The organism is Rhodoferax sp. (assembly GCF_037143375.1).
Lineage (GTDB): Bacteria > Pseudomonadota > Gammaproteobacteria > Burkholderiales > Burkholderiaceae_C > Rhodoferax.
Window position 1 is genome coordinate 13,713 of sequence record NZ_JBAWYV010000023.1, and the last position, 23,107, is coordinate 36,819.

The following is a 23,107-nucleotide window of genomic DNA, read 5'->3' on the forward strand; positions in this document are numbered from 1 at the left end:
TTTTTTTCGGCTTGGATCCATGTTTAAGATTCCCGAATCCGTGCTGGTGGTGATTTACACCCCGGCACTTGATGTGCTGCTGATCAGACGCACCGATGCGCCCGATTTTTGGCAATCTGTGACAGGCAGCAAAGACACTCTCAGCGAAAGCTTTATGCAAACGGCGGTGCGCGAAGTGCAGGAGGAAACCGGCATCGATTGCCGTCCAGAGGGGCCGCTAGCAGGATGTTTGCATGACTGGCAGCTTGAGAACGTTTATGACATTTATCCGCGTTGGCAGCACCGCTATGCACCGGGCGTAACCCGCAATACCGAGCACCTGTTTGGCTTGCAAGTGCCCGCCGGCACCGGGGTGATTTTGAGTCCACGCGAGCACACCGCCTACCAATGGCTGCCGTACTTGCAAGCTGCGCAGGCCTGCTTTTCACCCTCCAATGCGGAAGCCTGTTTGATGTTGCCCAAGTTTGCGTCTTTGAGTGTGACCGCATGAATACCATTCGGGTAGCAACCTACAACATTCACAAGGGCGTTCAGGGCATCGGGCCGCGGCGCCGACTGGAGATTCACAACCTGGGCCATGCGATCAAGGAGTTGGACGCCGATGTGGTGTGCCTGCAGGAAGTACGCAAGATGAACCGGGATGAGGCCGCGTATTTCACGCACTGGCCAGAGTTGCCGCAAGCTGATTTTCTGGCGCCAGAGGGCTACGAGGCGGTCTACCGTACCAACGCGATTACCCGGCACGGCGAGCATGGCAATGCCATTTTGTCGCGCTGGCCCGTGCTGGACCATCAGCATGAAGATATTTCGGATCATCGCTTTGAGCAAAGAGGTTTGCTACACGTCGAGGTGCTGGTGCATGGGCAACCGGTGCATGTGGTGGTCGTGCATCTGGGCTTGATTAGAGCCAGTCGCACGCGCCAGGTGGCACAGTTGCAGCGCTATATCGAGCGGGAAATCCCGGCCCAAGAGCCGCTGTTGGTAGCGGGTGACTTCAATGATTGGGGCGCACTGGTGGAACGTGCATTGGCAGCGACCCAACTGAAAGCGTTCAAGGGCGTTCGCCAAGCTACTTTCCCGTCTCGCTTGCCGCTGGTTCAGTTGGATTATGTCTATGCCAGAGGCTTGACGCCGATGGGCGTTCATGTGCCACGCGGCCGCATCTGGTGGCGCATGTCGGATCATTTGCCGTTGATAGCCGAGTTTGGACTTCCCAAAGGCCTGTCGACCTCGCCTTAAAGGAACCATGCCGCCCCTTCGCCCCGGACATCAGATGCAGCTGTTGCAAGGCGGGAATGCGTTTTTCGCAGCTTTGAACGATGCTATTGACGGCAGTTCGCACGAAGTGCGATTGGAAACCTATATTTTTTGTGCCGAGGCGACGGGGCGTCAAGTGGCGCAATCCCTGGAGCGTGCCGCTTTGCGTGGCGTGGCGGTGTATCTAGTGATGGACGGCGTCGGCACGCCGGAGATTCCCGCTGAATGGGTCACTCGTTTTGACGCGGCAGGGGTTAAGTGGCGTATTTTTTCGCCCCTGGGCCGTTTGGGGGTACTGATTCCAAGTCGCTGGCGGCGCTTGCATCGGAAGTTGTGCGTGGTGGATGGTTCGGTCGCCTTCTGTGGTGGCATCAATGTTCTTGATGATTTTTACGATCCGAACCACGGCGTGCTGGAGGCCGCCCGGTTTGACTTTGCCGTGCGTGTGACCGGCCCGCTGGTGCAGACCGTGCATGAAGTGCTGACGCAGTTTTGGTGGCGTTTGCAGGCCACGACCACTATGCGCCACAGTGACTTTCAAGGTGCTTGGCAGGCCCTACAGGAGTCACTGGAGTTGGCGAAGAAAATGCGAGTCGCGCCTGAAATGTCAGCAAGCCGGTTGTTCCCGGTCAAAGCAGAACACATCACCAGTGCTGATTTGGTGTTGCGTGACAACGTGCGCAACCGCTCGCGCATTGAGCGCGCTTACCGCCAGGCGATTGGCTCTGCTCAGCACGAAATCATCATCGCCAATGCCTATTTCCTGCCGGGTCGGAAATTGCGCCTGGGGCTCATTCATGCGGCGCAACGGGGGGTGCGGGTGCGCTTGTTGCTGCAAGGGCGGTATGAATATTTTATGCAGTACCACGCATCCCGACCGGTTTACGGCGCTTTGCTGAAGGCGGGTGTCGAGATTCATGAGTACTCGGTCAGCTTTCTCCATGCAAAAGTGGCCGTTATTGATGGTCATTGGGCCACGGTGGGATCGTCAAACCTGGACCCTTTAAGCTTGCTGCTGGCTCGCGAGGCCAATGTGGTTGTGGACGATGTTGAGTTTGCGCAGGACTTGCGCACGCGCCTCGTCAGTGCCATGGCGCAGGGTGGGACTCAGGTCGACCCTGCCATCTATGCCAATCGGCCGTGGCGTCAGCGGTTTCTGGATCGACTCGCTTTTGGTGTTATGCGTGTTTTGCTCTTCTTAAATGGCAAACGCTATTGAATTTATAGCATGTAGCGCAGTAGATACGTGGGCTAGAGGCTAAAAACCCTACAAGCAAAACGCTGCTACCATTCTTGCATGTTAATGAAAAGTCAAAGTACCATGAATCAAGCTGATGCCGACGAGGGCACACCTGTCTCCGTCAAAATCCGGGAACGCATTGTGGCGGCGCGCAAGCGTTTCAATGCCAACGACAACATTGCCGATTTCATCAAACCAGGTGAGTTGGAAATGTTGCTCGACGAGGTAGAAGGAAAAATGCAAGGTGTGCTGAGCAGTCTGGTGATTGACACCGAACGTGACCACAACACCGATAAAACAGCACGCCGGGTCGCAAAGATGTACCTCAATGAGGTGTTTCGGGGCCGCTACGTCAGCGCGCCCGTCATCACTGAGTTCCCCAATGCGGAGCACCTCAACGAATTGATGATTGTTGGCCCCATTACGGTGCGCAGCGCCTGTAGTCATCACCTGTGCCCGGTTATTGGCCAGATCTGGATTGGCGTGCTGCCCAACGAACACACCAACGTGATTGGTTTGTCCAAGTACGCCCGACTGGCGGAGTGGGTCATGGGACGCCCGCAGATTCAGGAAGAGGCCGTGGTTCAGTTGGCGGATTTGATTCAGCAAAAAACCCAACCCGATGGACTGGCTATCGTGATGGAAGCCAGCCATTTCTGCATGGGTTGGCGCGGTGTCAAGGACATGGATAGCAAGATGATCAATTCGGTCATGCGCGGAAGTTTCCTCAAAGACCCCAACCTGCGCCGTGAATTTCTCTCGTTGATACCCAAAAAAGGCTGATCATGCTGGTTCGTTTACTTTATGCCAGTCGTGCAATCGACACCACTCCTGAAGCCATTGAGGCCATCCTGATTCAATCGCGTCACCACAATCCGGAATGCGGTATCACCGGGATTCTTTGTTATGGCGGCGGTATCTTTTTGCAGGCCATTGAAGGTGGGCGGATGGCTGTGAGCGAGTTGTTCGGTCACATTCAGCGCGATCCTCGCCACAACGATGTGGTGCTGTTGCACTACGAAGAGATTTCCGAGCGCCGCTTTGCCGGTTGGACCATGGGACAGGTCAACATGTCCAAGATCAATGCCTCCATCTTGCTCAAGTACGCTGAAAAAGCCGAACTTAATCCTTATTTGGTGTCGGGTAGCGTGTCGCTGGCGCTACTGGAAGAACTGATGGCCACGGCCTGCATCATTGGCCGCTCTTAAAAGCAAGCCAGCAACGCAGGCCCTGACTCAGTCGAATCCGTCACTGACCGACGGTTTGGTCGACACCCTCCTGCTGGGCTGTGATTTTTCAAGCAGTCCTTCCCGAAAAAAAGCGATAGTTTTAGCCTTGGGCTCCTTGAATAGCGGGCGGGTCCAACTATCAAAATTGGAGCGGATTGAGTCACTGGATGCATTCGCCCATTGGCTAAATCAGCCGATTCCATGGGTAGGCGCGTTTGATCTGCCTTTTGGCTTACCGCGCGAGTTGTTGGAGACTGTCGGATGGCCGCTTCAATGGGAAGATTGCATCCGTCATTACGCCCGATTGACCAGGGCAGAAATCCGAAGCGTCTTTTCTTCGTTTTGCAATGCCCGACCGGTGGGCGGTAAATTTGCGCACCGGGCCACTGACCTCCCTGCAGGCTCAAGTCCTTCCATGAAATGGGTTAACCCACCGGTGGCATACATGTTGCATGCCGGTGTCCCTTTGCTGCTGGCCGCTGGCGTGCAGTTGCCCGGTTTGCATCCTGGTGCCTCGTTTGGCAATAGACCAAAGCAGGTGGCTTTGGAAGGTTATCCGGGCTTGCTGGCGCGTGAAGTGCTGAACCAGCGAAGTTACAAGAGTGATGACAAAGCCCGCCAAACCCCAGAACGCCTGATTGCCCGCAAAGACCTGATCACCGCCTTGGAGCACGGGCAGACCCGGTTGGGACTGCGCCTCAAGCTGACACACGCGCAGCGGGATGTGCTGGTGGACGATGCCACTGGCGATTCGCTGGATGCGGTGCTGTGCCTGATCCAGGCGGCATGGGCGCAAACCCAACATGCCCAAGGCGCCAAGTGCTATGGTTTACCGGGTGACATGGATCCGCTCGAAGGGTGGATCGTCACGGCCTGACGTGAAGGCGGCTTGAAACAATGTGCTGCCATCAAGTTGTCGTGTTTTAGTGCCAAAATCATCCCCACAAGAATATTTTAGGGAAAGTCAGGGCATATGGTTCATTTGTTTCGGGCATTGGGGCGGGTGCTGCTGCTATGGGTGGCTGTGGGTGCCTCGCATGCGAGTGAAGGGCCTGATTGTTCGCGACCCCTGACCTTGGCATTGCATGAACATGGTTTGCTATATTCCAGTGATACCGGCAGCGGTATTGACAAAGATGTTGCCGATGAATTGATCAAGCGCAGCGGTTGCAAAGTTGTCGTCACCGTGATGGCCCGTGCCCGGATCTGGCAATTGATCGAGTCAGGGGCCCTCGACTTCAGCATGTCAGGCATTACCAACGAGAAGCGTGACGTCTTTGCCGGCTTCGCCTGGTATTTTTCCAATAAATATTATTTGCTGGCACGCAAAGATGCGCGGGTGACAAACCTGTCTTCATTCGAGAAAAACCCCCAACTCCAACTCGGCGTCATTCGAAGTTTTCGATACAGCAAGAATGCCAATGAATTAGTTGACAAACTGACGGCTCAAAACCGGGTGCTTTACGCCACGGGCCTTGACCCGCTGTACGAGTTGCTGGCGCTGAATCGCATTCAAGGCATGATTATTGAACCCTTCGACTACTCGCAAGTGGCGGGCCGTTCGGTCAAGGATTTGACCTTGATTGTGGACACCCAAGACAGTTCGGTTCCGCACGGTCTGATCATGTCCAAAAAATCGCTGTCAATCATTGAGCAAGCCAAGTGGCGATCCTTGGTGGACAGCATGCGCCGGGATGGTGCCATGCTGCACATTTTCGAGAAGTATTTCTCCACCGATCTGGCCACCTCCATGGTGAACTTCTGAGATTCGGGCTATGAGCCGGTTTCGTCATTACCTGTTTGTTGCGCTGGTCTTTGCTGTTGCTGGCGTTGCCAGTGTCTGGTTGTGGCAGCATGAACAGCACAATACAGCCCAGGGTCGTCGAGAGACGCTTGACTTCAACTTGCGCGAAATCACCAGCAGCATTGAGCAGCGTGTGGCGTCTTATGGACAGGTCATGCTGGGGGTTCATGCTCTGCTCGCCACGTCTGACCGGATCGATACCAAGAAACTGCAAGCTTATGTCGAGGCCTTGCAATTGGGGGCTGATTTTGCTGGCCTTGACGAGATCAGCGTGAGTGGACTGCTGCCCTCGGCTGGCAGCATGATTCTTGAGGCTGATACAGACCTTCGAGAGGCTATGCAAGCGGCGCGTGACTCGGGTCGACTGACGATGACGGGCAAGTTGAAATCGCCCTTGAGCGACAAAGGGCAGAAGCAGGTCAATTTCGTGATGTTCATGCCGTTTTACAAAGGAGGACGTCACCCGGACACGCTGGCAGAACGCCGCACCAATCTTCAGGGTTGGGTGGTGGCACCGGTGCAAATGAATGATTTGATGGCCAGCCTGTATGGAAATCACGTTCCGGGAAACGATATCAAAATTTACGATGGCGTGCAGATGTCGCCTGAGTCGTTGATGTTTGACTCAACACAGTCCGCCTCCACTCAGGCGGTCACGCCCCTTGAACAGACTGAGTACCTGGTGTTGGCAGGTCGTACCTGGGCCGTCACGGTACGTGAGCGAGCCGACTCGGCAGCTTTGGTGGCCCGGGACAGTTCGCGCTTGATGGCGCTGGGGGGTGCTGGGTTTACCCTGCTGCTGACGCTGCTCGCTTGGGTGTTGGTGACAGGGCGGGCTCGCGCCCTGGCTGCTGCAAGGGTAATGACTTCTGAACTTAGAGAGGTCAAGGAACGGTTTGAGTTGATTTTTGACACCAGCCCCGATGCGGTGATGGTCACTCGTTTGGCGGATGGCATTGTGGTGGATATCAACAAAAGATTCACGGTACTCACCGGCTTCAGCCGGGAAGAACTGCTGGGGCAGCATGGTTCGGATTTTCCTCTTTGGGTTGATCCAGCAGCACGCCAAAAATTTGTCGATGAAGTCACCGAGAAAGGGTTTTGCGAGAATTTTGAAGCGGACTTACTGACAAAAGATGGCCTGCCCCGAGTAAGTTTGATTTCGGGAAAACAACTGCTGATTGACGATAAGCCGCATGTCATCAGCATTGCGCGTGACATCAGTGAGCGCAAGGAAATTGAACTGCGCATGACCCACATGGCACAGCATGATGCACTGACGGACTTGCCTAATCGGGCCTTGTTTTATGACCGCCTGCAGCAGGAGTTGTCACATGCCAAGCGGGATGGGACACGGCTTGCGCTGATGTTTCTGGATCTCGATCACTTTAAGTCGGTAAATGACACCTTGGGGCACGGCTTGGGAGATGCCCTGCTCAAGGACGCTGCTTTGCGGATGAGTGATTGCGTACGCCAGTCAGACACGGTGGGCCGCATTGGCGGCGACGAGTTTGTCATCTTGTTGCCCTTGATCAATGATGACCAGGATGCCTTGCTCGTGGCTTTGAAGATTCGCCAGGCCCTCGCACAACCATTTACCTTGCCTGGCGGTCACACTGTTCATATTTCTTGCAGCATGGGCATTGCTACCTATCCTGAACATGGTGAAGATGAAATCGAGCTGTCCAAAAATGCGGACACTGCCATGTACCAGGCCAAAGACCACGGTCGTAACCGGGTCGAGTTTTGCCGCCTTAGTTCACCCGGTTAATGATGGTGTCTTCGAGCTTGCCGGCCAACTGGGAGATCGCCAGAGCGGCCGGACAACCCGGCGTGGATTGCATCAGCAACTGGCGGCGCATCACGGCCTGACGAACTGATGGGTCAGAAGGTATATCACCCATGTGAATCAGGCGCAGGGGACGACCGGGTTCCGTTTTGACAAAACGGTCCAGCACTTGCTGCAATTGCGTGGTGATGGCGCGTCCATCACCCAAGCGTGCCGTCTGGTTGATGACCATGCGGATATTTTGGCGCTTTTGCTGGGCCACTAGCACCTTGATGGTGGCATAGGCATCGGTCAGGGAGGTGGGCTCAGGGGTGGCAACCACAATCACCTCGGAGGCCAGCGAAACGGCAAACAGCACGACGTCCGAAATACCGGCACCGGTATCGAGCAGCACAATGTCGTAATGCGGGATCAACCCCCCCATGATGCGCAGAAAATCATCGCGAACTTCAGGCGTCAGGCGCGAATATTCCACCATGCCAGAGCCCGCCAGCAAGACTGAGAAACCACCTGGGGCTCGCACAATGGCCTCTTCGAGTTTAGCCTTTCCGGTAAACACATCATGTAATGTGAGCTTAGGATAGAGGTTGAGCACCACGTCGAGGTTGGCCAGGCCAAGGTCGGCATCCAGTACCAAAACACGGTGCCCTCGTTTGGCCAGTGCTGCCGCGAGATTGGCGGAGACGAAGGTTTTGCCGACGCCGCCTTTGCCGCTGGTCACGGCCAAGACCTTGCCGAGCGGTTTAAGCGGTACCACGGGCGCTACCACTTGGTCTTGTGGAGGATTCAGGACATCGCTCATGATCAGTTCACCCTATTCATTGCGCTGCCATTCGAACTGCCCGACACATCGCCGGAAATACTTTCGATCCAGGCAGGATCACCCATGGACAAAGGGCCAAATAACATACTTTTTTCTTCTGCACTCACGGAGATCACTTGCTGTTCATCGATAAAAACACGGTTGCGTCCTTCGGACTTGGCCCGGTAAAGTTGGATGTCGGCACGGTCCGTCCACAAGGAGGTCGTGGATCGAACCCATTCCGGGGCGTAGGCGCCGCCAATGCTGACCGTCACCCGGACGTTGAGCAGGGGCGACACAGAAATATAAAGATCGGCAATAGCTTCGCGAATGCGTTCGGCGACGATCAACCCAAAGGAAACCGGGCAATTCGGCAAGATGGCAGCAAACTCTTCGCCACCGTAACGCGCCACGGTGTCCATGGGACGAACACAGGCGGCGAGACACTTTGCAATCGCTTGCAATACCTGGTCGCCGGCCAGGTGTCCGTAGGTGTCGTTCACATTTTTGAAGTGATCAATATCGAGCATCAGCAGTAACGCTGATTCGCCAGATCGCGCAACGGAATCAATTTCACGACTCAATACGTTACGGAAATGACGACGATTTGACAAGCCAGTAAGCGGGTCTTTCAGGGACAGTTCGCACAGGTTGTCGATGATCGTTTGCACATAGGCGGTGGACGATTCTTCAGCGACAGGCAATCTACTGGAAGGATCGTGTCCCAGCAGGGCACGCGCATCGTCCAAGCGCAAATCTTGCAGTTGAATTACAGGGGATGCATTCATAGAAGCCACAGAGTACCTGGAAAGATAACAATTTAAGTCTAACAGGAACAGTTTTAAAAACCGGGTTGAAAATCAGGGATTTCACCGCGTACTAAAAGCCTTTCGTAGAGGCGTACCAATATCGGGTGATCTGCACAAAACCTCTTTTGATGAAGTCTGCTTGATGCTTAAATATTTCTTGTTTGCTATTGTTTTGATGGCTAATAACGCCGATGCGGCAAGGGCTTTCATTGGAGTAGTCAACCATGTTACCGATGGCGACACGCTCTGGGTTAAGCCTGATTCGGGCGGAAAAGTTCGAAAGTTGCGTATTGACGGCATTGATGCCCCAGAGATTTGCCAGACGGGTGGTGAGGACTCGCGTGCGCTGTTGGTGCAGCGTGCCTTGCATCAACGTGTCGAAGTCACGGTGAAGCGAAAAGACATGTATGGAAGAGGTCTGGCCACCATTCGGCTTAATGGTGCTGATTTGGGCGCGCAGATGGTTTTGTCGGGCCAAGCCTGGTCTTACCGTTGGCGCCGCAGTCTGGGGCCTTATGCGATTGAAGAGTCAGAAGCGCGCTCGTCGCGCCGGGGACTGTTTGCCGCGAGTCAGCCAGAATTACCGAGGGATTTTCGAAAAAGACACGGCACTTGCCACCTCGCAAAACAGTAACTTCAGCGACTCAGTGAGAGGTGCCGCAAACGGTGCAGCTTGATTGGCGACCGATGCGCACTTCAGTGAATTCCATGGACCGACCATCCAGCATCAACAGGCGACCCGTGAGCGGGCGGCCAGCACCGCTAATGAGCTTGAGAGCTTCAGCGGCCTGCATCGAGCCAATGATGCCCACCAACGGCGCAAAAACGCCCATCGTGGCGCAGCGGGTTTCTTCAAAAGTGGTGTCGGGCGGGAATACACAGGCGTAGCAGGGTGACTCGGCATCGCGTGGGTCATAGACGCAGATTTGTCCGTCAAAACGAATGGCTGCGCCTGACACCAATGGTTTGCGGTGTTTCACGCAGGCGGCATTGATGGCGTGACGGGTGGTGAAGTTGTCGCAACAATCCAGCACCACATCGGCTTGGGCTACCAGCGTCTCGAGCAGCGCGGCATCCGCCCGTGCCACCACCGGGGTGACGCAAATGGTCGGGTTGATGGCGCCGATGGACGTTTGGGCTGACAAGGCCTTGGCTTGGCCGACCCGCGCCATGTTGTGGATGATTTGCCGCTGCAAGTTGGTCATGTCTACCGTGTCGTTGTCGACCACCGTGATATGTCCCACACCGGCCGACCCGAGGTAAAGTGCCACCGGGGAGCCCAAACCGCCGGCGCCAATGATCAGGGCATGGCTGCCAAGAATTTTGTCCTGGCCTTCAATCCCGATCTCGTTCAGCAGCACATGGCGTGAGTAACGCAGCAACTCCTCATCCGTCATTTGCGGCTACTCTTCTTTCTTTTCTTCCTGACGCTCCACCATGGTTTTGCTGACCATGACCGGATGTCCTTTGAGTTGGTTGATGGCTTGGATCAGCTGGAAATCTTTTTCGGACCCATATTCAGGAATCTTGCGCTCGGCCAAGGGTTTCTTGAGTTCTTCTTCCAGTTTTTTACGGGCTTCTTCGCGGGCTTTCTCGCGGGTGTCGTCTTTCTTTTCTTCGCCCTGGCCGCTGCCCAGGTGTTTTTCCAGATCTGCTTCGCGGGTCCGCAAAGCGGCAAACAAGTTGCCTTCTTCGGTTTCGTCAATCATGACGTCCGGCACGATGCCCTTGGCCTGAATCGACTTGCCACTGGGGGTGTAGTAGCGGCTGGTGGTGAGTTTCAGGGCCGCCGTCGGGCAATTGTCCATGCGGAACGAGGGGTCAAGACAGACGGCGGTCTGGACTGAACCCTTGCCGAATGTCTGGTTGCCCAACAAGGTGGCGCGTTTGTGGTCTTGCAACGCACCTGCTACGATTTCGCTGGCAGAAGCGGAGCCTTCATTGACCAAGACGACCAAAGGCACTTTTTTCAGGGCGCCTTTGGTCACTTCCTGCAGGTGCTTGAGCGGGTCAGCACCGCCGCGGCGCTGGTAATACTGGGGCGAGGCTTTGTAGGTGAACTTGCTCTCAGCCAACTGGCCATTGGCCGACACCACGGTCACGTTTTCAGGCAAGAATGCTGCTGAAATCGCCACGGCAGCATCCAGGTAACCACCCGGATCGTTGCGCAAGTCGAGTACCAAGCCCTTAAGCTTAGGTTCTTGCTTGTAAATTTCTTCGGCTTTGCGGGCAAAGTCTTCCACTGTGCGTTCCTGGAACTGGCTTAGGCGAATCCAGGCGTAGCCGGGCTCCACGATCTTGCTCTTGACACTTTGCGTCTTGATTTCTTCACGCACGATCGGGACCGGGAACGTGCGGTTCTCGGACTTGCGGAAAATAGTGAGCACCACCTTGGTGTTGGGCTCGCCACGCATGCGTTTGACGCCTTCGTTGAGCGTCAGACCCTTGACCGGGGTGTCGTCGATCTTGACGATCAGGTCGTTGGGCTTGATGCCGCCCCGAAAAGCGGGGGATCCTTCAATGGGCGACACCACTTTGATGACGCCATCTTCTTGCGAAATTTCAATGCCGACGCCGACAAATTTGCCGGTGGTGCCTTCGTTGAAGTCTTTCAGTGCTTTTTTGTCGAGATAGACAGAATGGGGATCCAGCCCGGCCACCATGCCTGCGATGGCATCGGTGATGAGCTTCTTGTCGTTGACCGGCTCCACGTAGTTGCTCTTGACCATGCCAAACACGGCTGCCAGTTGTTGCAACTCTTCCAGTGGCAGCGGCGCTAGCGTGCCGCGTGCCACTGTCTGCAGCGACACGGTGGTCAGGGCGCCTGCAACCACACCCAATGAAATCCAACCAGCAATTTTCAATTTTTGAGCCATATGTCTCTCTGATAAGTCCCTGTCAATGTACACGTTTGGAGGTGTTAACGATGGACAGGTTCCCCATTTACCTAAGATTTACCCGGATTACGCTTTGCCTTGGGACGCCACTGCAGCGGCGGCTTTGGCGGCGGCCTCGGCATCACCCAGGTAGTAATGGCGAATCGGTTTCAGGTCGTCATCCAATTCGTACACCAGCGGGATGCCATTGGGGATGTTCAGGCCCACGATGTCGTCGTCAGAGATGTTGTCCAGGTACTTGACCAAGGCGCGAATCGAATTGCCGTGGGCTGCAACCACAATGTTTTTGCCGGCCTTGATGGCGGGGGCCAGCGCTTCATTCCAGAAGGGCATGACACGCGCCACGGTGTCTTTCAGGCATTCGGTCAGCGGAATTTGCTCGGGCTTCAGCTTGGCGTAGCGCAAATCGCTGCGTTCAGAGCGCGGGTCGGTTGGCTCCAGCGCCGGTGGCGGGGTGTCGTAGCTGCGGCGCCATACCAACACCTGCTCATCACCGTATTGCTTGGCGGTTTCGCCCTTGTTGAGGCCTTGCAAGGCACCATAGTGGCGCTCATTGAGGCGCCAGCTGTTCACCACTGGCAACCAGGTGCGGTCCATTTCATCGAGCACGTGCCACAGTGTGCGGGTAGCGCGCTTAAGCACGCTGGTGTAGGCGACGTCAAACTCATAGCCTTCGGCCTTGAGCAGTTTGCCGGCATTCTTCGCCTGTTCGATGCCGAGCGGCGTCAGGTCGACGTCGGTCCAGCCGGTGAAGCGGTTGTCAAGATTCCAGGTGGATTCGCCGTGGCGGATCAGAACAAGTTTATGCATGGTGTTTGTAAGGGTTCATAGCCGGGACAAAACGAAGATTGAATGCGAACGGCATTTGTGTATTCTAAAATGCCGGCTGGGTCAGGACAGGCCATAACGGGCGCACTTTGCGTCTCAGAGGCCTTCCAGATCAATTTTTACCAAGGAAAAAATGAAATTTATTCTCGACAACTGGATGTTGATGACGATCGCGCTGGCTTCGGCTGGCGGCTTGTTCTGGCCGGTGCTCAAGGGCGCCACCGGCGGCTCGCTGACCGCAGAAGGCGCAGTGCAGCTCATCAACCGTGAAAAAGCGGTGGTGATTGATGTCTGCGAAGCCAATGAATTCGCGGCCGGCCATGTTGGCGGCGCCAAAAATATTCCCTTGAGCCAGTTGGAGCAAAAACTGCCCGGCGCGGTGAAAAACAAGGCGCTGCCGGTCATTCTGGTGTGCCAGTCGGGTGCCCGTTCGAAAAGCGCTGTCAACATCGCCAAAAAGCTCGGCTACGAGCAAGCCCAATCGTTGGCAGGCGGCTTGGGCGCCTGGAAATCGGCCAACCTGCCGGTTGAAAAAGCCTGAATTAATTCATCTGAACCATTAAGAGTAAACCGCATGCAAGCCGTCAAGATGTACACCACCGCAGTCTGCCCTTACTGCATCCAAGCCAAGCAGGTTCTCAAGTCCAAGGGCGTGGCGCAGATTGAAGAAATCCGCATTGACACCGACCCCGCCCAGCGCCAGCAGATGATGGAATTGACGGGGCGGCGCACCGTGCCCCAGATTTTTATTGGTCAGACGCATGTGGGTGGCTGCGACGATCTGGTGGCGCTCGACAAACAGGGCGGCCTGCTGCCGCTGCTGAACGCCGTTTGATCATTTTCACCTGACATAATCTCTCGTCTTCAATCGTTTGCCCGCTTCAAGCACGCCTTAAGCGGGCATTGTTTTTTATTAGGAATTTCCATGACCGAGCAACTTGACCCCGTTTTTCAGATTCAACGCGTTTACCTCAAGGAAGCGTCACTGGAGCAGCCGAACTCGCCCGCGATTTTGTTGGAGCAAGAATCTCCCTCCGTCGATATCCAGTTGGGTGTGAATGCAACGCCGGTGGCCGATGGTATTTTTGAGGTGTCTGTCACCGCGACCGTGCAGACCAAGATCAAAGACAAAACCGTGTTTCTGGTGGAAGCCACGCAAGCCGGTATTTTCGAGATCCGCAATTTGCCTCAAGAGCAGATGAGCCAGATCATGGGTATCGCTTGCCCACAAATCGTTTACCCGTACCTGCGCGGCAACGTCGCCGACCTGATCCAGCGCGGTGGCTTTCCGCCCGTGCATCTGTCGGAAATCAACTTCCAGGCGATGTTTGAGCAGCAACAACAGCAGCAGCAAGCCGCTGCCGAAGCCGCTGAACCCAGCGTCGTGATTCAGTAAAAATTTTAAGAGTTTTAGCCCTCTAGCCCCCGTCTCTACTGCGCAGTACGCTATGAAAATTATAGTGCTTGGTGGGGGTGCCTGGGGCACGGCGCTGGCGGTCAGTGCGGGCAATAACCCGCTGGCCCAGCACGCTGTGACGCTCTGGGTGCGCGATGCGGGGCAAGCGTCTGTCATGCAGGCGCAGCGTGAGAATGTGCGCTACTTGCCGGGTGTTGAGCTGCCGTCATTGCTTGCCGTCAGTTCTGTCGCAACAAGTGACATGGACCGCTTTGCCAACCTGGTGGGCGGCGCAGATCTCGTCATCGTCGCCACGCCCATGGCGGGTTTGCGCGCCATGTTGGCCAATCTGGCAACGTGTCGTATGCCGGTGGCTTGGCTGTGCAAAGGCTTTGAAGCCCCCACTTCTGAGTCTTTTGGGCTTCTAGCCCACGAGATACAAGCGAGAGTAGCTCCTGAATTAATAGCGGGTATTTTGAGTGGTCCCAGTTTTGCGCTGGAAGTGGCGCGGGGCCAGCCTACCGCTCTGGTGGCAGCCAGCGCCCATGCGGTGGTGCGAAGTGCCTTGGTCGATGCTTTTCACAGCCCGACGCTGCGGGTCTATGCCAACGATGACATCGTGGGCGTGGAAGTAGGCGGGGCCGTCAAAAACGTGCTGGCCATCGCCACCGGTTTATGCGACGGCCTGAACTTGGGTTTGAATGCCCGCGCCGCCGTTATCACCAGAGGCTTGGCCGAGATGATGCGACTGGGCGTGGCGCTGGGCGCCAAGTCTGAAACCTTCATGGGCCTGAGTGGTCTGGGCGACTTGGTGCTGACCGCTACCGGCGACTTGTCGCGCAACCGGCAAGTCGGTCTGGCACTGGCGCGGGGGCTGAGTTTGCAACAGGCGGTCGCCTCTTTGGGCCATGTGGCCGAAGGTGTGTATTCGGCCCGAACGGTGGTGCAACGCGCCGCCAGCATGGGCGTGGAGATGCCGATTGCGCAAGCTGTGGTGGCCTTGCTGGATGGTCATATTCAACCTGCCCAGGCGGTGACCCTGTTAATGGGCCGCGAGCCGACTTCCGAATTAACCTGAATCGGTCTCGAAGCCTCGGGCTCTGATTTGAAACTTCATGGTGACTTTGATGACTCCTAATTTTGATTTTTCTCCCGAATCCATAGCCGTTTTGGCGAAGGCAGATGCGGCGCGGGCGTTGCAGGAAGACGTTGGTGCGGGCGACCTGACGGCCGGGCTGATTGACCCCAGTCGCCGAGCCAGCGCCTATGTGTTGGCGCGTGAGTCGGCCATTATTTGTGGCATTCCTTGGGCGCGGGCGGCACTGCAACAGATCGACCCTGGCCTCAAGGTTTCCTGGTGTGTGCAAGAAGGCGAACGTTGCAAGCTTGACCAGGTCGTGCTGGAGCTCGAAGGCTCAGCCCGCGCGCTCTTGACCGCCGAGCGTACGGTGCTGAATTTCTTGCAACTGCTGAGCGCCGTGGCCAGCAAAACGGCCAGCTACTGTGATGCCGTGAAAAGCGTGCCCAGCAACCGCGCCCAGATTGTGGACACGCGCAAGACCTTGCCCGGTTTGCGGTTGGCGCAAAAATATGCGGTGCGTACCGGTGGCGGTACCAACCACCGCATAGGCCTGTACGACGCCGTGCTGATCAAGGAAAACCACATTGCCGCTGCGGGCGGTGTGACGGCCGTTTTGAAGCGCGCCGCCGAAGTGGCCCCCAGCGCTCAATTTATAGAGATTGAGGTGGAAACACTGGCCCAACTCGTCGAGGCGCTCGATGAAGGTGCCCGCATGGTGCTGTTGGACAACATGACGCTGGCCCAATTGCGCGAGGCCGTCCACATCAATGCCGGGCGTGCCATTCTGGAAGTCTCGGGCGGCGTGAACATGAGCACGGTGCGCGATATTGCCGCCACCGGGGTGGACCGGATCTCAATCGGGGCCTTGACCAAAGATGTTCAGGCGATCGATTTTTCGATGCGTTTTAGTTCCGACCTGACTTGAGTACAAGTGAGTCTTCTCTGAAACTTCGTTTTAAGGATATGTGATGACCGCTGCGCCAAAAACCATGATGGATGTCGAATACGAGCAGCCTCTGCAAGAAGCTGCAGCCAGCGCTGGTATTTGCGCTACCAAGCATGCCTGGGCCCGCGTCCCAGTGGAGCCCAGTCAGACCGAGCGGGCCGCGCTCAAAGACAAAATCCGCCGCTTGCTGAAAGAGAAAAATGCAGTGATGGTGTCGCATTACTACGTGCACCCTGACTTGCAGGACCTGGCCGAAGAAACCGGCGGGCTGGTGAGCGATTCGCTGGAGATGGCACGTTTTGGCCGCGATCACGCCGCCACCACGCTGGTCGTGTCTGGCGTGCGCTTCATGGGTGAAACCTCCAAAATCCTGTCACCCGAAAAACGGGTGCTGATGCCGGATCTGGATGCCACCTGTTCACTCGATCTGGGTTGCCCGACCGATGAGTTCAGTGCTTTCTGCGATGCCCATCCCGACCGCACGGTTGTGGTGTATGCCAACACCAGTGCGGCCGTCAAGGCGCGTTCCGACTGGCTGGTGACCTCCAGCTGTGCCCTGGACATCGTGCGTGACCTCAAAGAAAAAGGTCAAAAAATTCTCTGGGCGCCCGACCGGCACTTGGGAGGCTATATCCAGCGCGAAACTGGTGCCGACATGGTCATGTGGGGCGGTTCCTGCATCGTTCACGACGAGTTCAAGGCGTTTGAGCTGGAGGCCCTGATCAAGGACCATCCCGGTGCCAAAGTGCTGGTGCATCCTGAGTCCCCAGAGGACGTGGTGGCGCTGGCCGATGCCGTGGGTTCGACCTCGGCCATTCTCAAAGCGGCCCGCGAGATGGATGCCAAAGAGTTCATTGTGGCCACCGACAACGGCATGATGCACAAGCTGCGCACCCTGAACCCCGGCAAGGTGTTTCTGGAAGCGCCCACCGCCGGCAACAGCGCCACCTGCAAGAGTTGCGCCCATTGCCCCTGGATGGCGATGAATGGCTTGGCGGACGTGGCCCGGGTGCTGGAAACTGGCGTAAACGAAATCCACGTGGACCCCGCTTTGGGCTTGCGCGCCCGCCGCCCGATTGACCGGATGCTGGCATTCACCGCTGCGCTCAAGGCAAAACAAGTGGCTGGTAGCCTTGTAGCCCATATCGGTGCTGCGTAACTAGCTATTAAATTAATAGGAAGCCGGGGCGTTGCAAGACGCCTCTTTGTTACGTCTTTTATGATGCATAAGCCTTGCATCTTTAAGGTCTTACTATCTTGGGTAGCATCACAGCGACCCCCTGCTGCCGAGGCAGAGCCCTGATTTCCTGAAAGAACGCGTTGGACAACAAAGCCCCTGTGACCCGAAAAGTCATCCCTATCGTCCCTCAGACCGGGTACGTTCCTAATCCGGTTTCACGCTTCGCTTCGAATCAGGATATCTATCCCCGCAGTGTTTCGGGTCTGTTCGCAAACTGGCGCATCGCCATGGTGTATGTGACCCAGCTGGTGTTTTATGGCCTGCCCTGGCTGGAGTGGGGCCAGCGCCAAGCCGTGTTGTTTGATCTGGGGGCCCGGCGCTTCTATATTTTTGGGCTGATGCTGTACCCGCAGGATTTCATTTATCTGGCGGGCTTTTTAGTCATTGCCGCGCTGGCCTTGTTTCTGTTCACGACCGTGGCTGGACGTTTGTGGTGTGGCTACACCTGCCCCCAGACGGTTTACACCGAAATATTCCTCTGGATCGAAAAGAAGCTGGAGGGCGACCGCTCCGCCCGCATGCGACGCGATGCCCAGCCTTTGTCGATAGACAAAGTAGGACGCAAAACGGCCAAATACGGGGTGTGGTTAGCCGTGGGCTTGTGGACCGGCTTCACCTTTGTCGGCTATTTCACGCCGATCAAGGAATTGGGGACAGAGTTTCTGCAAATGAGCATGAGCTCCTGGGAAATCTTCTGGACCTTGTTTTACGGCATGGCCACCTATGGCAACGCCGGTTTCATGCGGGAGTTGATGTGCAAACACATCTGCCCGTATGCCCAGTTCCAGAGCGTGATGTTTGACAAAGACACCTTGATCGTGACCTACGACACCGAGCGCGGCGAGCCACGGGGCGCCCGCTCGCGCAAGGCCGATGCGTCGATCTTGAACCTGGGTTCTTGCGTGGACTGTAGTTTGTGCGTGCAGGTGTGCCCAACGGGCATCGATATCCGTCATGGTCTGCAGCATGATTGCATTGGCTGCGGTGCCTGCGTGGATGTCTGCGACACGGTCATGGACAAGCTGGGTTACGCGCGGGGGCTGATCAAGTACAGCACTGAAAACGCCATGACCCAAGGCTGGACCCAGGCGCAAACCCTGCGCCAGGTGCTGCGACCGCGGGTGCTGATTTATGCCGCCGTGCTAAGTGCCATTGTGCTGGCTACCGTGCTCAGTTTGATGATGCGCACGCCGTTCAAGGTCAATGTGATGCGTGACCGCGGCGTCATGGCGCGCGAGATGCAGGACGGCAGCATTGAGAATGTGTACCGGATTCAGGTGATGAACGCCACGGAGTCGCCGCAACGCTACAAAATAACGGTCTCCGGCCAGCCTGGTCTGCTGGTGACGTCTGACAACGTCGTGTCGGTACCTTCGTCGCAGGAGCAGGGGGTGCCGGTGCGGGTTCAGGCGCCACCAAATGCCATGGCGCCCGGTTCGCACGCCATCCAGTTTGAAATTGACTCACTGGATTCGCCAGGTCACTTGAGAGAAAAATCGGCATTTCTGGTCCCGCGCTGAGGCGCACGGGGAGCGCTAATCACACTTCGAGGTTGTCGATGAGTCGAGTGTTGCTTATTTTGGCGGCGCCCAGCACCACCAGCACATCACCCGGCTCCGGGCTTTGCAGGTCGCGGCGGCGACGCACCACCATGTAGTCGGGTTGCCAGCCGCGTGCCGTTAAAGTCGCCATGGCTTGCTGCTCCAGAGCCGCAAAGTCGCTGGCACCGGCATGGATGGCCGAGGCCATCGCGTTGAGTGCGCGCGAGAGTTGCACCGCTTCGGCCCGTTCGCTGTCGCTGAGGTAACCGTTGCGTGAAGACAATGCCAGGCCTTCGGTGGACCGGGTGATTTCCCCCCCCACGATCTCAACCGGCAGGGCAAACTGCTGCACCATGCGCTGAATGACCATCAGTTGCTGGTAATCCTTCTTGCCAAACACGGCCACGCCGGGTTGCACGCAATTCAACAGTTTGAGCACCACGGTGCTGACGCCACCAAAAAAGCCGGGCCGAAAGAAACCTTCCAGAATGTCGGCGAGTTCAGTGGAGGGTTGCACCCGAAAGGTTTGCGGTTCGGGGTACAACTCTTGTTCGTTGGGCGCAAATACCACATCGCAGCCGGCGGCTTGCAGCTTGTCGCAATCCGAGGCCCAAGTGCGCGGGTAGGTGTCAAAGTCTTCGTGTGGCAGGAACTGCAGGCGGTTGACAAAGATGCTGGCCACCGAGACATCGCCCAAGGGCTTGGCTTGCCGCATCAGGGCCAGGTGGCCTTCGTGCAAGTTGCCCATGGTGGGCACAAAAGTAGGGCGCTGGAAAGCCGCCAGATGCGCACGAAGCTCAGTGATGGTGTGAATGATTTTCATAAAAACTTACCAGGCGTGCTGGGCGTTGTCTGGGAAAGAACCATTTTTAACGGCCACCACATAGGCTTGCATGGCTTCGCGGATGCTGGGTGCGCCGGTCATGAAGTTACGCACGAACTTGGCCATCTTGCCCAGATTCAGTCCCAGCATGTCATGCAGCACCAGCACCTGTCCTGCCGTGCCATTGCCGGCGCCTATGCCGATGGTGGCGCAGTGCAGCAACTCGGCGGTCAACTCAGCCGACAAGGCCGCGGGCACCATCTCGAGCACCAGCAGCGTGGCGCCTGCGTCCTGCAAGGCGTGCGCCTGTTGCTTGAGCAGCGCCGCCGACTCGGTGGATTTGCCTTGCACCCGGTAGCCACCCAGCGCGTGAACGGTTTGGGGTGTCAGGCCCAGATGGGCGCACACCGGAATGCCACGCTCGACCAGAAAACGCACGGTTTCAGTCGTCCAGCCGCCGCCTTCGAGCTTGACCATGTGGGCGCCGGCCTGCATCAGCAAGGCAGCGCTGCGCAGCGCCTGCTCCCGGGATTCGTGGTACGCGCCGTAGGGTAAATCGCCAATCAGCCAGGCCGCGCCCTGGGCGCGGCGCAGCCCGCGCGCCACACTTTCCATGTGGTAACACATGGTTTCCAACGTCACACCGACGGTGCTGCTCAGGCCCTGGCAGACCATGCCCAGCGAGTCCCCCACCAGAATGCACTCCACGCCCGCGGCATCGGCAACGGCCGCAAAAGTGGCGTCGTAAGCGGTCAGCATGGTGATTTTTTCACCGCGTGAATGCATTTCCTGCAAGCGCGGCAGGCTGATTGGTTTGCGCGCCGTGGCGGTGGTGTGGGCGGGCAAGGTGCCGTAAGGGGTGGCGCTGGTGGGTTCGACCGGTGTGTTCATGGCAGATGACCTTTGTGCGTAGGAATGGCTTAGGGGTTGCTGGCCGCTTGCACCGGAATGTGCGAGCGCTCAAATTTAATGCGGTTGTTATCGTCGACAAACACCAGTTTGGGTTGAAATCCGCTGACCTGAGCTTCTTCAACCTGGGCAAAAGAGGCAATGATGATCAAGTCGCCCACACTGGCCCGGCGCGCTGCCGAGCCATTGACGGAAATCATGCCGGAGCCGCGTTCGCCCTTGATGGCGTAGGTGACAAAACGTTCGCCGTTGTTGATGTTCCAGATGTGAATTTGCTCGTTTTCACACAGGTTGGCGGCGTCCAGCAGGTTTTCGTCGATGGCGCAGGAACCTTCGTAGTGCAGTTCGCAGTCGGTCACGGCAACGCGGTGGATCTTGGATTTAAGCAGGGTACGCAGCATGATTTAAATTTTTTTCAGGTCGAGAAGGTAATATAAAAAGCAGGTCAGGGCACCAGAACGGTGGGTATGGCTTGCTCCGCCAGTTCCGGGTAGTCGCGGCTGAAATGCAGGCCACGGCTTTCGTGGCGGGCTTGGGCGCTGCGCACAATCAGGTCGGCCACTTGTACCAGGTTGCGCAGCTCCAGCAGGTCACGCGTAACGTGAAAGTGGGCGTAGTACTCCTCAATCTCGTCTTGCAGCAAAGCGATGCGGTGGGCGGCACGCTCCAGGCGTTTGTTGGTGCGCACAATGCCGACGTAGTCCCACATGAAGCGTCGCAATTCGTCCCAGTTGTGCGAAATCACCACCGCTTCGTCGGCGTCGCCGACGCGGCTGTCGTCCCAGTGCGGCAGGCTCGGCGCGGGGGCTGGTGCGGTCTGGCTGATGGCCTTGGTCGTGGCTTGGGCAAACACCATGCACTCCACCAGCGAGTTGCTGGCCAGTCGGTTGGCGCCGTGCAAGCCGCTGCAAGCGGTCTCGCCGATGGCGTAAAGACCGCCGATGTCGGTGCGTCCTTCCAGGTCAGCGAGCACGCCGCCGCAGGTGTAATGTGCGGCGGGTACCACCGGAATCGGCTGTTTGGAGATGTCGATGCCGAGCTCCAGGCAGCGTGCATAGATGTTGGGGAAGTGTTCCTGCAGAAAAGCCAGGGGCTGGTGCGAAATATCGAGGTAAACGCAATCCAGACCGCCTTTTTTCATCTCGAAGTCGATGGCGCGGGCCACCACATCGCGCGGTGCTAGTTCAGCGCGTGGGTCGTGTTGCGGCATGAAACGTGTGCCATCCGGCAGCAGCAGGCGACCCCCTTCACCGCGCACCGCTTCGCTGATGAGGAACGATTTGGCGTGCGGGTGGTACAGGCAGGTTGGGTGAAACTGGATGAACTCCATGTTTTGAACCCGGCAGCCGGCGCGCCAAGCGGCAGCGATGCCGTCACCGGTCGCGGTGTCGGGGTTGGTGGTGTAGAGGTAAACCTTGCCGGCGCCACCGGTCGCCAAAATGGTGTGGGGGGCTTGAAACGTGAGCACTTCGTCAGTGGCTTCGTCCAGTGCGTAAAGGCCCAGGCATTGGGTGGCTTTGTTGGCAGCTTGACCCGACTGCGAGGCAAGTTTGGCGTCGGTGATCAGGTCGACCAGCGTGTGGTTCTCAAACAGGGTGATGTTGGGCGTCTGGCGCACCCGCTCAATCAGGGTGGTTTGCACGGCCGCACCGGTGGCGTCTGTGACATGCACAATGCGGCGCGCGCTGTGGCCCCCTTCGCGGGTCAGGTGCAACTGGCCGTCTTCTTCTGAAAAAGGCACGCCCATTTTTTGCAGCCAGGCAATCGCCTGGGGCGCTTGTTCGACCACAAAACGGGTGGCGGCCAGGTCGCACAAGCCGGCGCCAGCGACCAGGGTGTCGTCCACGTGGGCGTCAAAACTGTCGTCTTTGCTCCAGACCGCTGCAATACCACCCTGCGCCCAACCGCTGGAGCCTTCATGGACGGCGCGTTTGGTGATGACCGCCACGCGCTGCGAGGGCGCCAGCAGCAGGGCGGCATTCAGACCGGCCAGCCCGCTGCCGACAATCAGCACATCAAAATGAAGGGTTGGGGAGGATTTCACAGGTTGATTCACGGCAGTGTTGCGGTTGAGGCAGTCAAGTGGGGGAGTAGGCCAGACGAACATAGATGGGGGCAAATACTTCGGCCTGGGTGATTTCGATCAGGGTTTCTTTGGCCAGTTCAAGCATGGCGATGAACGTCACCACCAGCACCGGCGTGCCTTTGGTGGCGTCAAACAGCTCTTCAAATTCGACGAAGCGACGGCCCTGGAGTTTTTTGAGCACCAGGGTCATGTGCTCGCGCACCGAGAGTTCTTCTCGCGTGATTTTGTGGGTTTGCACCAGCTTGGCGCGTTTCAAAATGTCGCGCCAGGCTTCTTGTAAATCGATGGCGTTGACATCCGGAAAACGTGGGTGCAGCGACTGCTCAATGAATACCTGTGCCTTGAGAAAATCGCGGCCAAACTGCGGCACGGCATTGAGCTTGGCGCCACCGAGTTTCATGCGCTCGTATTCCAGCAGGCGTCGCACCAG

General features: G+C 57.1%; 26 protein-coding genes. 16 read left to right on the forward strand and 10 right to left on the reverse strand.

Going from position 1 to position 23,107, the window contains the following annotated elements; all coding sequences use genetic code 11:
• The first annotated feature begins 19 nt into the window (after positions 1–19).
• The 8 genes from nudB (at position 20) to WCG50_RS05805 (ending at position 7,301) form a co-directional block, all read left to right on the forward strand.
• A complete protein-coding gene (nudB, locus tag WCG50_RS05770; protein WP_336898624.1) occupies positions 20–490 on the forward strand; it encodes a dihydroneopterin triphosphate diphosphatase in 471 nt (156 codons plus the stop codon).
• A complete protein-coding gene (locus tag WCG50_RS05775) occupies positions 487–1,239 on the forward strand; it encodes an endonuclease/exonuclease/phosphatase family protein (protein ID WP_336898625.1) in 753 nt (250 codons plus the stop codon). The genes nudB and WCG50_RS05775 overlap by 4 nt, the downstream gene beginning before the upstream one ends.
• Positions 1,240–1,246: 7 nt before the next feature.
• Positions 1,247–2,476 carry a cardiolipin synthase ClsB gene (gene clsB, locus WCG50_RS05780; RefSeq protein WP_336898626.1) on the forward strand — a complete coding sequence of 410 codons (1,230 nt, stop codon included), beginning with the start codon at positions 1,247–1,249 and terminating at the stop codon, positions 2,474–2,476.
• Between the two features lie 78 nt (positions 2,477–2,554).
• A complete protein-coding gene (gene folE, locus WCG50_RS05785) occupies positions 2,555–3,280 on the forward strand; it encodes a GTP cyclohydrolase I (RefSeq protein ID WP_336898627.1) in 726 nt (241 codons plus the stop codon).
• 2 nt (positions 3,281–3,282) lie between these two features.
• Positions 3,283–3,705, forward strand: coding sequence for a BLUF domain-containing protein (locus WCG50_RS05790; protein ID WP_336898628.1), 423 nt, complete (start codon positions 3,283–3,285; stop codon positions 3,703–3,705).
• Positions 3,706–3,760: 55 nt separating this feature from the next.
• Positions 3,761–4,603, forward strand: coding sequence for a DUF429 domain-containing protein (locus tag WCG50_RS05795; RefSeq protein ID WP_336898650.1), 843 nt, complete (start codon positions 3,761–3,763; stop codon positions 4,601–4,603).
• Positions 4,604–4,699: 96 nt separating this feature from the next.
• Entirely contained in the window at positions 4,700–5,491 is a 792-nt protein-coding gene (locus WCG50_RS05800) for a transporter substrate-binding domain-containing protein (RefSeq protein WP_336898629.1), read from the forward strand.
• 10 nt (positions 5,492–5,501) lie between these two features.
• The gene (locus WCG50_RS05805; RefSeq protein WP_336898630.1) at positions 5,502–7,301 is read left to right on the forward strand and encodes a diguanylate cyclase; all 1,800 of its coding nucleotides are present in this window, start codon (positions 5,502–5,504) and stop codon (positions 7,299–7,301) included.
• Here the strand turns inward: WCG50_RS05805 and WCG50_RS05810 are convergent.
• Together WCG50_RS05810 and WCG50_RS05815 are read right to left on the reverse strand one after the other, a co-directional pair.
• Entirely contained in the window at positions 7,285–8,121 is an 837-nt protein-coding gene (locus WCG50_RS05810; protein WP_336898631.1) for a MinD/ParA family protein, read from the reverse strand. The two genes, WCG50_RS05805 and WCG50_RS05810, sit on opposite strands and share 17 nt — an antisense overlap.
• Positions 8,122–8,123: 2 nt before the next feature.
• Entirely contained in the window at positions 8,124–8,909 is a 786-nt protein-coding gene (locus tag WCG50_RS05815; protein ID WP_336898632.1) for a GGDEF domain-containing protein, read from the reverse strand.
• 196 nt (positions 8,910–9,105) lie between these two features.
• Here WCG50_RS05815 and WCG50_RS05820 point away from each other — a divergent pair, with 196 nt between their 5' ends.
• Positions 9,106–9,564, forward strand: coding sequence for a thermonuclease family protein (locus WCG50_RS05820; protein ID WP_336898633.1), 459 nt, complete (start codon positions 9,106–9,108; stop codon positions 9,562–9,564).
• A 10-nt stretch (positions 9,565–9,574) separates the two neighbouring features.
• Here the strand turns inward: WCG50_RS05820 and WCG50_RS05825 are convergent, their stop codons facing one another.
• From WCG50_RS05825 to gpmA, 3 genes are all read right to left on the reverse strand, one after another.
• Positions 9,575–10,327 (reverse strand): HesA/MoeB/ThiF family protein, encoded by a 753-nt coding sequence (locus WCG50_RS05825; RefSeq protein WP_336898634.1) that lies wholly within the window; start codon positions 10,325–10,327, stop codon positions 9,575–9,577.
• 6 nt (positions 10,328–10,333) lie between these two features.
• Positions 10,334–11,806, reverse strand: coding sequence for a S41 family peptidase (locus WCG50_RS05830; RefSeq protein WP_336898635.1), 1,473 nt, complete (start codon positions 11,804–11,806; stop codon positions 10,334–10,336).
• A gap of 87 nt (positions 11,807–11,893) precedes the next feature.
• Entirely contained in the window at positions 11,894–12,637 is a 744-nt protein-coding gene (gpmA, locus tag WCG50_RS05835) for a 2,3-diphosphoglycerate-dependent phosphoglycerate mutase (RefSeq protein ID WP_336898636.1), read from the reverse strand.
• A 151-nt stretch (positions 12,638–12,788) separates the two neighbouring features.
• Here gpmA and WCG50_RS05840 point away from each other — a divergent pair, with 151 nt between their 5' ends.
• The 7 genes from WCG50_RS05840 (at position 12,789) to ccoG (ending at position 18,838) form a co-directional block, all read left to right on the forward strand.
• Positions 12,789–13,196, forward strand: coding sequence for a rhodanese-like domain-containing protein (locus tag WCG50_RS05840; protein ID WP_336898637.1), 408 nt, complete (start codon positions 12,789–12,791; stop codon positions 13,194–13,196).
• A gap of 33 nt (positions 13,197–13,229) precedes the next feature.
• The gene (gene grxC / locus WCG50_RS05845) at positions 13,230–13,490 is read left to right on the forward strand and encodes a glutaredoxin 3 (protein ID WP_336898638.1); all 261 of its coding nucleotides are present in this window, start codon (positions 13,230–13,232) and stop codon (positions 13,488–13,490) included.
• 90 nt (positions 13,491–13,580) lie between these two features.
• Positions 13,581–14,051, forward strand: coding sequence for a protein-export chaperone SecB (gene secB / locus WCG50_RS05850; RefSeq protein WP_336898639.1), 471 nt, complete (start codon positions 13,581–13,583; stop codon positions 14,049–14,051).
• Positions 14,052–14,103: 52 nt separating this feature from the next.
• A complete protein-coding gene (locus WCG50_RS05855; protein WP_336898640.1) occupies positions 14,104–15,129 on the forward strand; it encodes an NAD(P)H-dependent glycerol-3-phosphate dehydrogenase in 1,026 nt (341 codons plus the stop codon).
• 49 nt (positions 15,130–15,178) lie between these two features.
• On the forward strand, positions 15,179–16,057 hold the full coding sequence (gene nadC / locus WCG50_RS05860) for a carboxylating nicotinate-nucleotide diphosphorylase (protein WP_336898641.1): 879 nt from the start codon (positions 15,179–15,181) through the stop codon (positions 16,055–16,057).
• A gap of 43 nt (positions 16,058–16,100) precedes the next feature.
• Positions 16,101–17,237, forward strand: coding sequence for a quinolinate synthase NadA (gene nadA, locus WCG50_RS05865; protein WP_336898642.1), 1,137 nt, complete (start codon positions 16,101–16,103; stop codon positions 17,235–17,237).
• Between the two features lie 179 nt (positions 17,238–17,416).
• On the forward strand, positions 17,417–18,838 hold the full coding sequence (gene ccoG, locus WCG50_RS05870) for a cytochrome c oxidase accessory protein CcoG (RefSeq protein WP_336898643.1): 1,422 nt from the start codon (positions 17,417–17,419) through the stop codon (positions 18,836–18,838).
• Positions 18,839–18,857: 19 nt separating this feature from the next.
• Here ccoG and panC read toward each other — a convergent pair whose 3' ends face one another.
• From panC to WCG50_RS05895, 5 genes are all read right to left on the reverse strand, one after another.
• Positions 18,858–19,682, reverse strand: a complete 825-nt coding sequence (gene panC, locus WCG50_RS05875) for a pantoate--beta-alanine ligase (protein WP_336898644.1) — start codon at positions 19,680–19,682, stop codon at positions 18,858–18,860.
• A 6-nt stretch (positions 19,683–19,688) separates the two neighbouring features.
• A complete protein-coding gene (gene panB / locus WCG50_RS05880; RefSeq protein ID WP_336898645.1) occupies positions 19,689–20,573 on the reverse strand; it encodes a 3-methyl-2-oxobutanoate hydroxymethyltransferase in 885 nt (294 codons plus the stop codon).
• 29 nt (positions 20,574–20,602) lie between these two features.
• Positions 20,603–20,992 carry an aspartate 1-decarboxylase gene (panD, locus tag WCG50_RS05885; RefSeq protein ID WP_336898646.1) on the reverse strand — a complete coding sequence of 130 codons (390 nt, stop codon included), beginning with the start codon at positions 20,990–20,992 and terminating at the stop codon, positions 20,603–20,605.
• Between the two features lie 44 nt (positions 20,993–21,036).
• Complete coding sequence (nadB, locus tag WCG50_RS05890; RefSeq protein ID WP_336898647.1) at positions 21,037–22,698, reverse strand: L-aspartate oxidase; 1,662 nt, start codon at positions 22,696–22,698, stop codon at positions 21,037–21,039.
• The coding region (locus tag WCG50_RS05895; protein ID WP_336898648.1) for a ScpA family protein at positions 22,670–23,107 on the reverse strand (438 nt) is incomplete at its 5' end. The genes nadB and WCG50_RS05895, both read right to left, overlap by 29 nt.

Coding starts and splice junctions, on each gene's coding strand:
- nudB (WP_336898624.1), top strand. CDS start 20: ATGTTTAAGATTCCCGAATCCGTGCTGGTGGTGATTTACACCCCGGCA.
- WCG50_RS05815 (WP_336898632.1), bottom strand. CDS start 8,909: ATGAATGCATCCCCTGTAATTCAACTGCAAGATTTGCGCTTGGACGAT.
- WCG50_RS05855 (WP_336898640.1), top strand. CDS start 14,104: ATGAAAATTATAGTGCTTGGTGGGGGTGCCTGGGGCACGGCGCTGGCG.
- WCG50_RS05805 (WP_336898630.1), top strand. CDS start 5,502: ATGAGCCGGTTTCGTCATTACCTGTTTGTTGCGCTGGTCTTTGCTGTT.
- folE (WP_336898627.1), top strand. CDS start 2,555: ATGTTAATGAAAAGTCAAAGTACCATGAATCAAGCTGATGCCGACGAG.
- WCG50_RS05800 (WP_336898629.1), top strand. CDS start 4,700: ATGGTTCATTTGTTTCGGGCATTGGGGCGGGTGCTGCTGCTATGGGTG.
- panB (WP_336898645.1), bottom strand. CDS start 20,573: ATGAACACACCGGTCGAACCCACCAGCGCCACCCCTTACGGCACCTTG.
- gpmA (WP_336898636.1), bottom strand. CDS start 12,637: ATGCATAAACTTGTTCTGATCCGCCACGGCGAATCCACCTGGAATCTT.
- grxC (WP_336898638.1), top strand. CDS start 13,230: ATGCAAGCCGTCAAGATGTACACCACCGCAGTCTGCCCTTACTGCATC.
- clsB (WP_336898626.1), top strand. CDS start 1,247: ATGCCGCCCCTTCGCCCCGGACATCAGATGCAGCTGTTGCAAGGCGGG.
- WCG50_RS05775 (WP_336898625.1), top strand. CDS start 487: ATGAATACCATTCGGGTAGCAACCTACAACATTCACAAGGGCGTTCAG.
- WCG50_RS05790 (WP_336898628.1), top strand. CDS start 3,283: ATGCTGGTTCGTTTACTTTATGCCAGTCGTGCAATCGACACCACTCCT.
- WCG50_RS05820 (WP_336898633.1), top strand. CDS start 9,106: ATGGCTAATAACGCCGATGCGGCAAGGGCTTTCATTGGAGTAGTCAAC.
- WCG50_RS05810 (WP_336898631.1), bottom strand. CDS start 8,121: ATGAGCGATGTCCTGAATCCTCCACAAGACCAAGTGGTAGCGCCCGTG.
- WCG50_RS05840 (WP_336898637.1), top strand. CDS start 12,789: ATGAAATTTATTCTCGACAACTGGATGTTGATGACGATCGCGCTGGCT.
- nadC (WP_336898641.1), top strand. CDS start 15,179: ATGACTCCTAATTTTGATTTTTCTCCCGAATCCATAGCCGTTTTGGCG.
- secB (WP_336898639.1), top strand. CDS start 13,581: ATGACCGAGCAACTTGACCCCGTTTTTCAGATTCAACGCGTTTACCTC.
- nadB (WP_336898647.1), bottom strand. CDS start 22,698: ATGTTCGTCTGGCCTACTCCCCCACTTGACTGCCTCAACCGCAACACT.
- WCG50_RS05830 (WP_336898635.1), bottom strand. CDS start 11,806: ATGGCTCAAAAATTGAAAATTGCTGGTTGGATTTCATTGGGTGTGGTT.
- nadA (WP_336898642.1), top strand. CDS start 16,101: ATGACCGCTGCGCCAAAAACCATGATGGATGTCGAATACGAGCAGCCT.
- WCG50_RS05825 (WP_336898634.1), bottom strand. CDS start 10,327: ATGACGGATGAGGAGTTGCTGCGTTACTCACGCCATGTGCTGCTGAAC.
- panD (WP_336898646.1), bottom strand. CDS start 20,992: ATGCTGCGTACCCTGCTTAAATCCAAGATCCACCGCGTTGCCGTGACC.
- panC (WP_336898644.1), bottom strand. CDS start 19,682: ATGAAAATCATTCACACCATCACTGAGCTTCGTGCGCATCTGGCGGCT.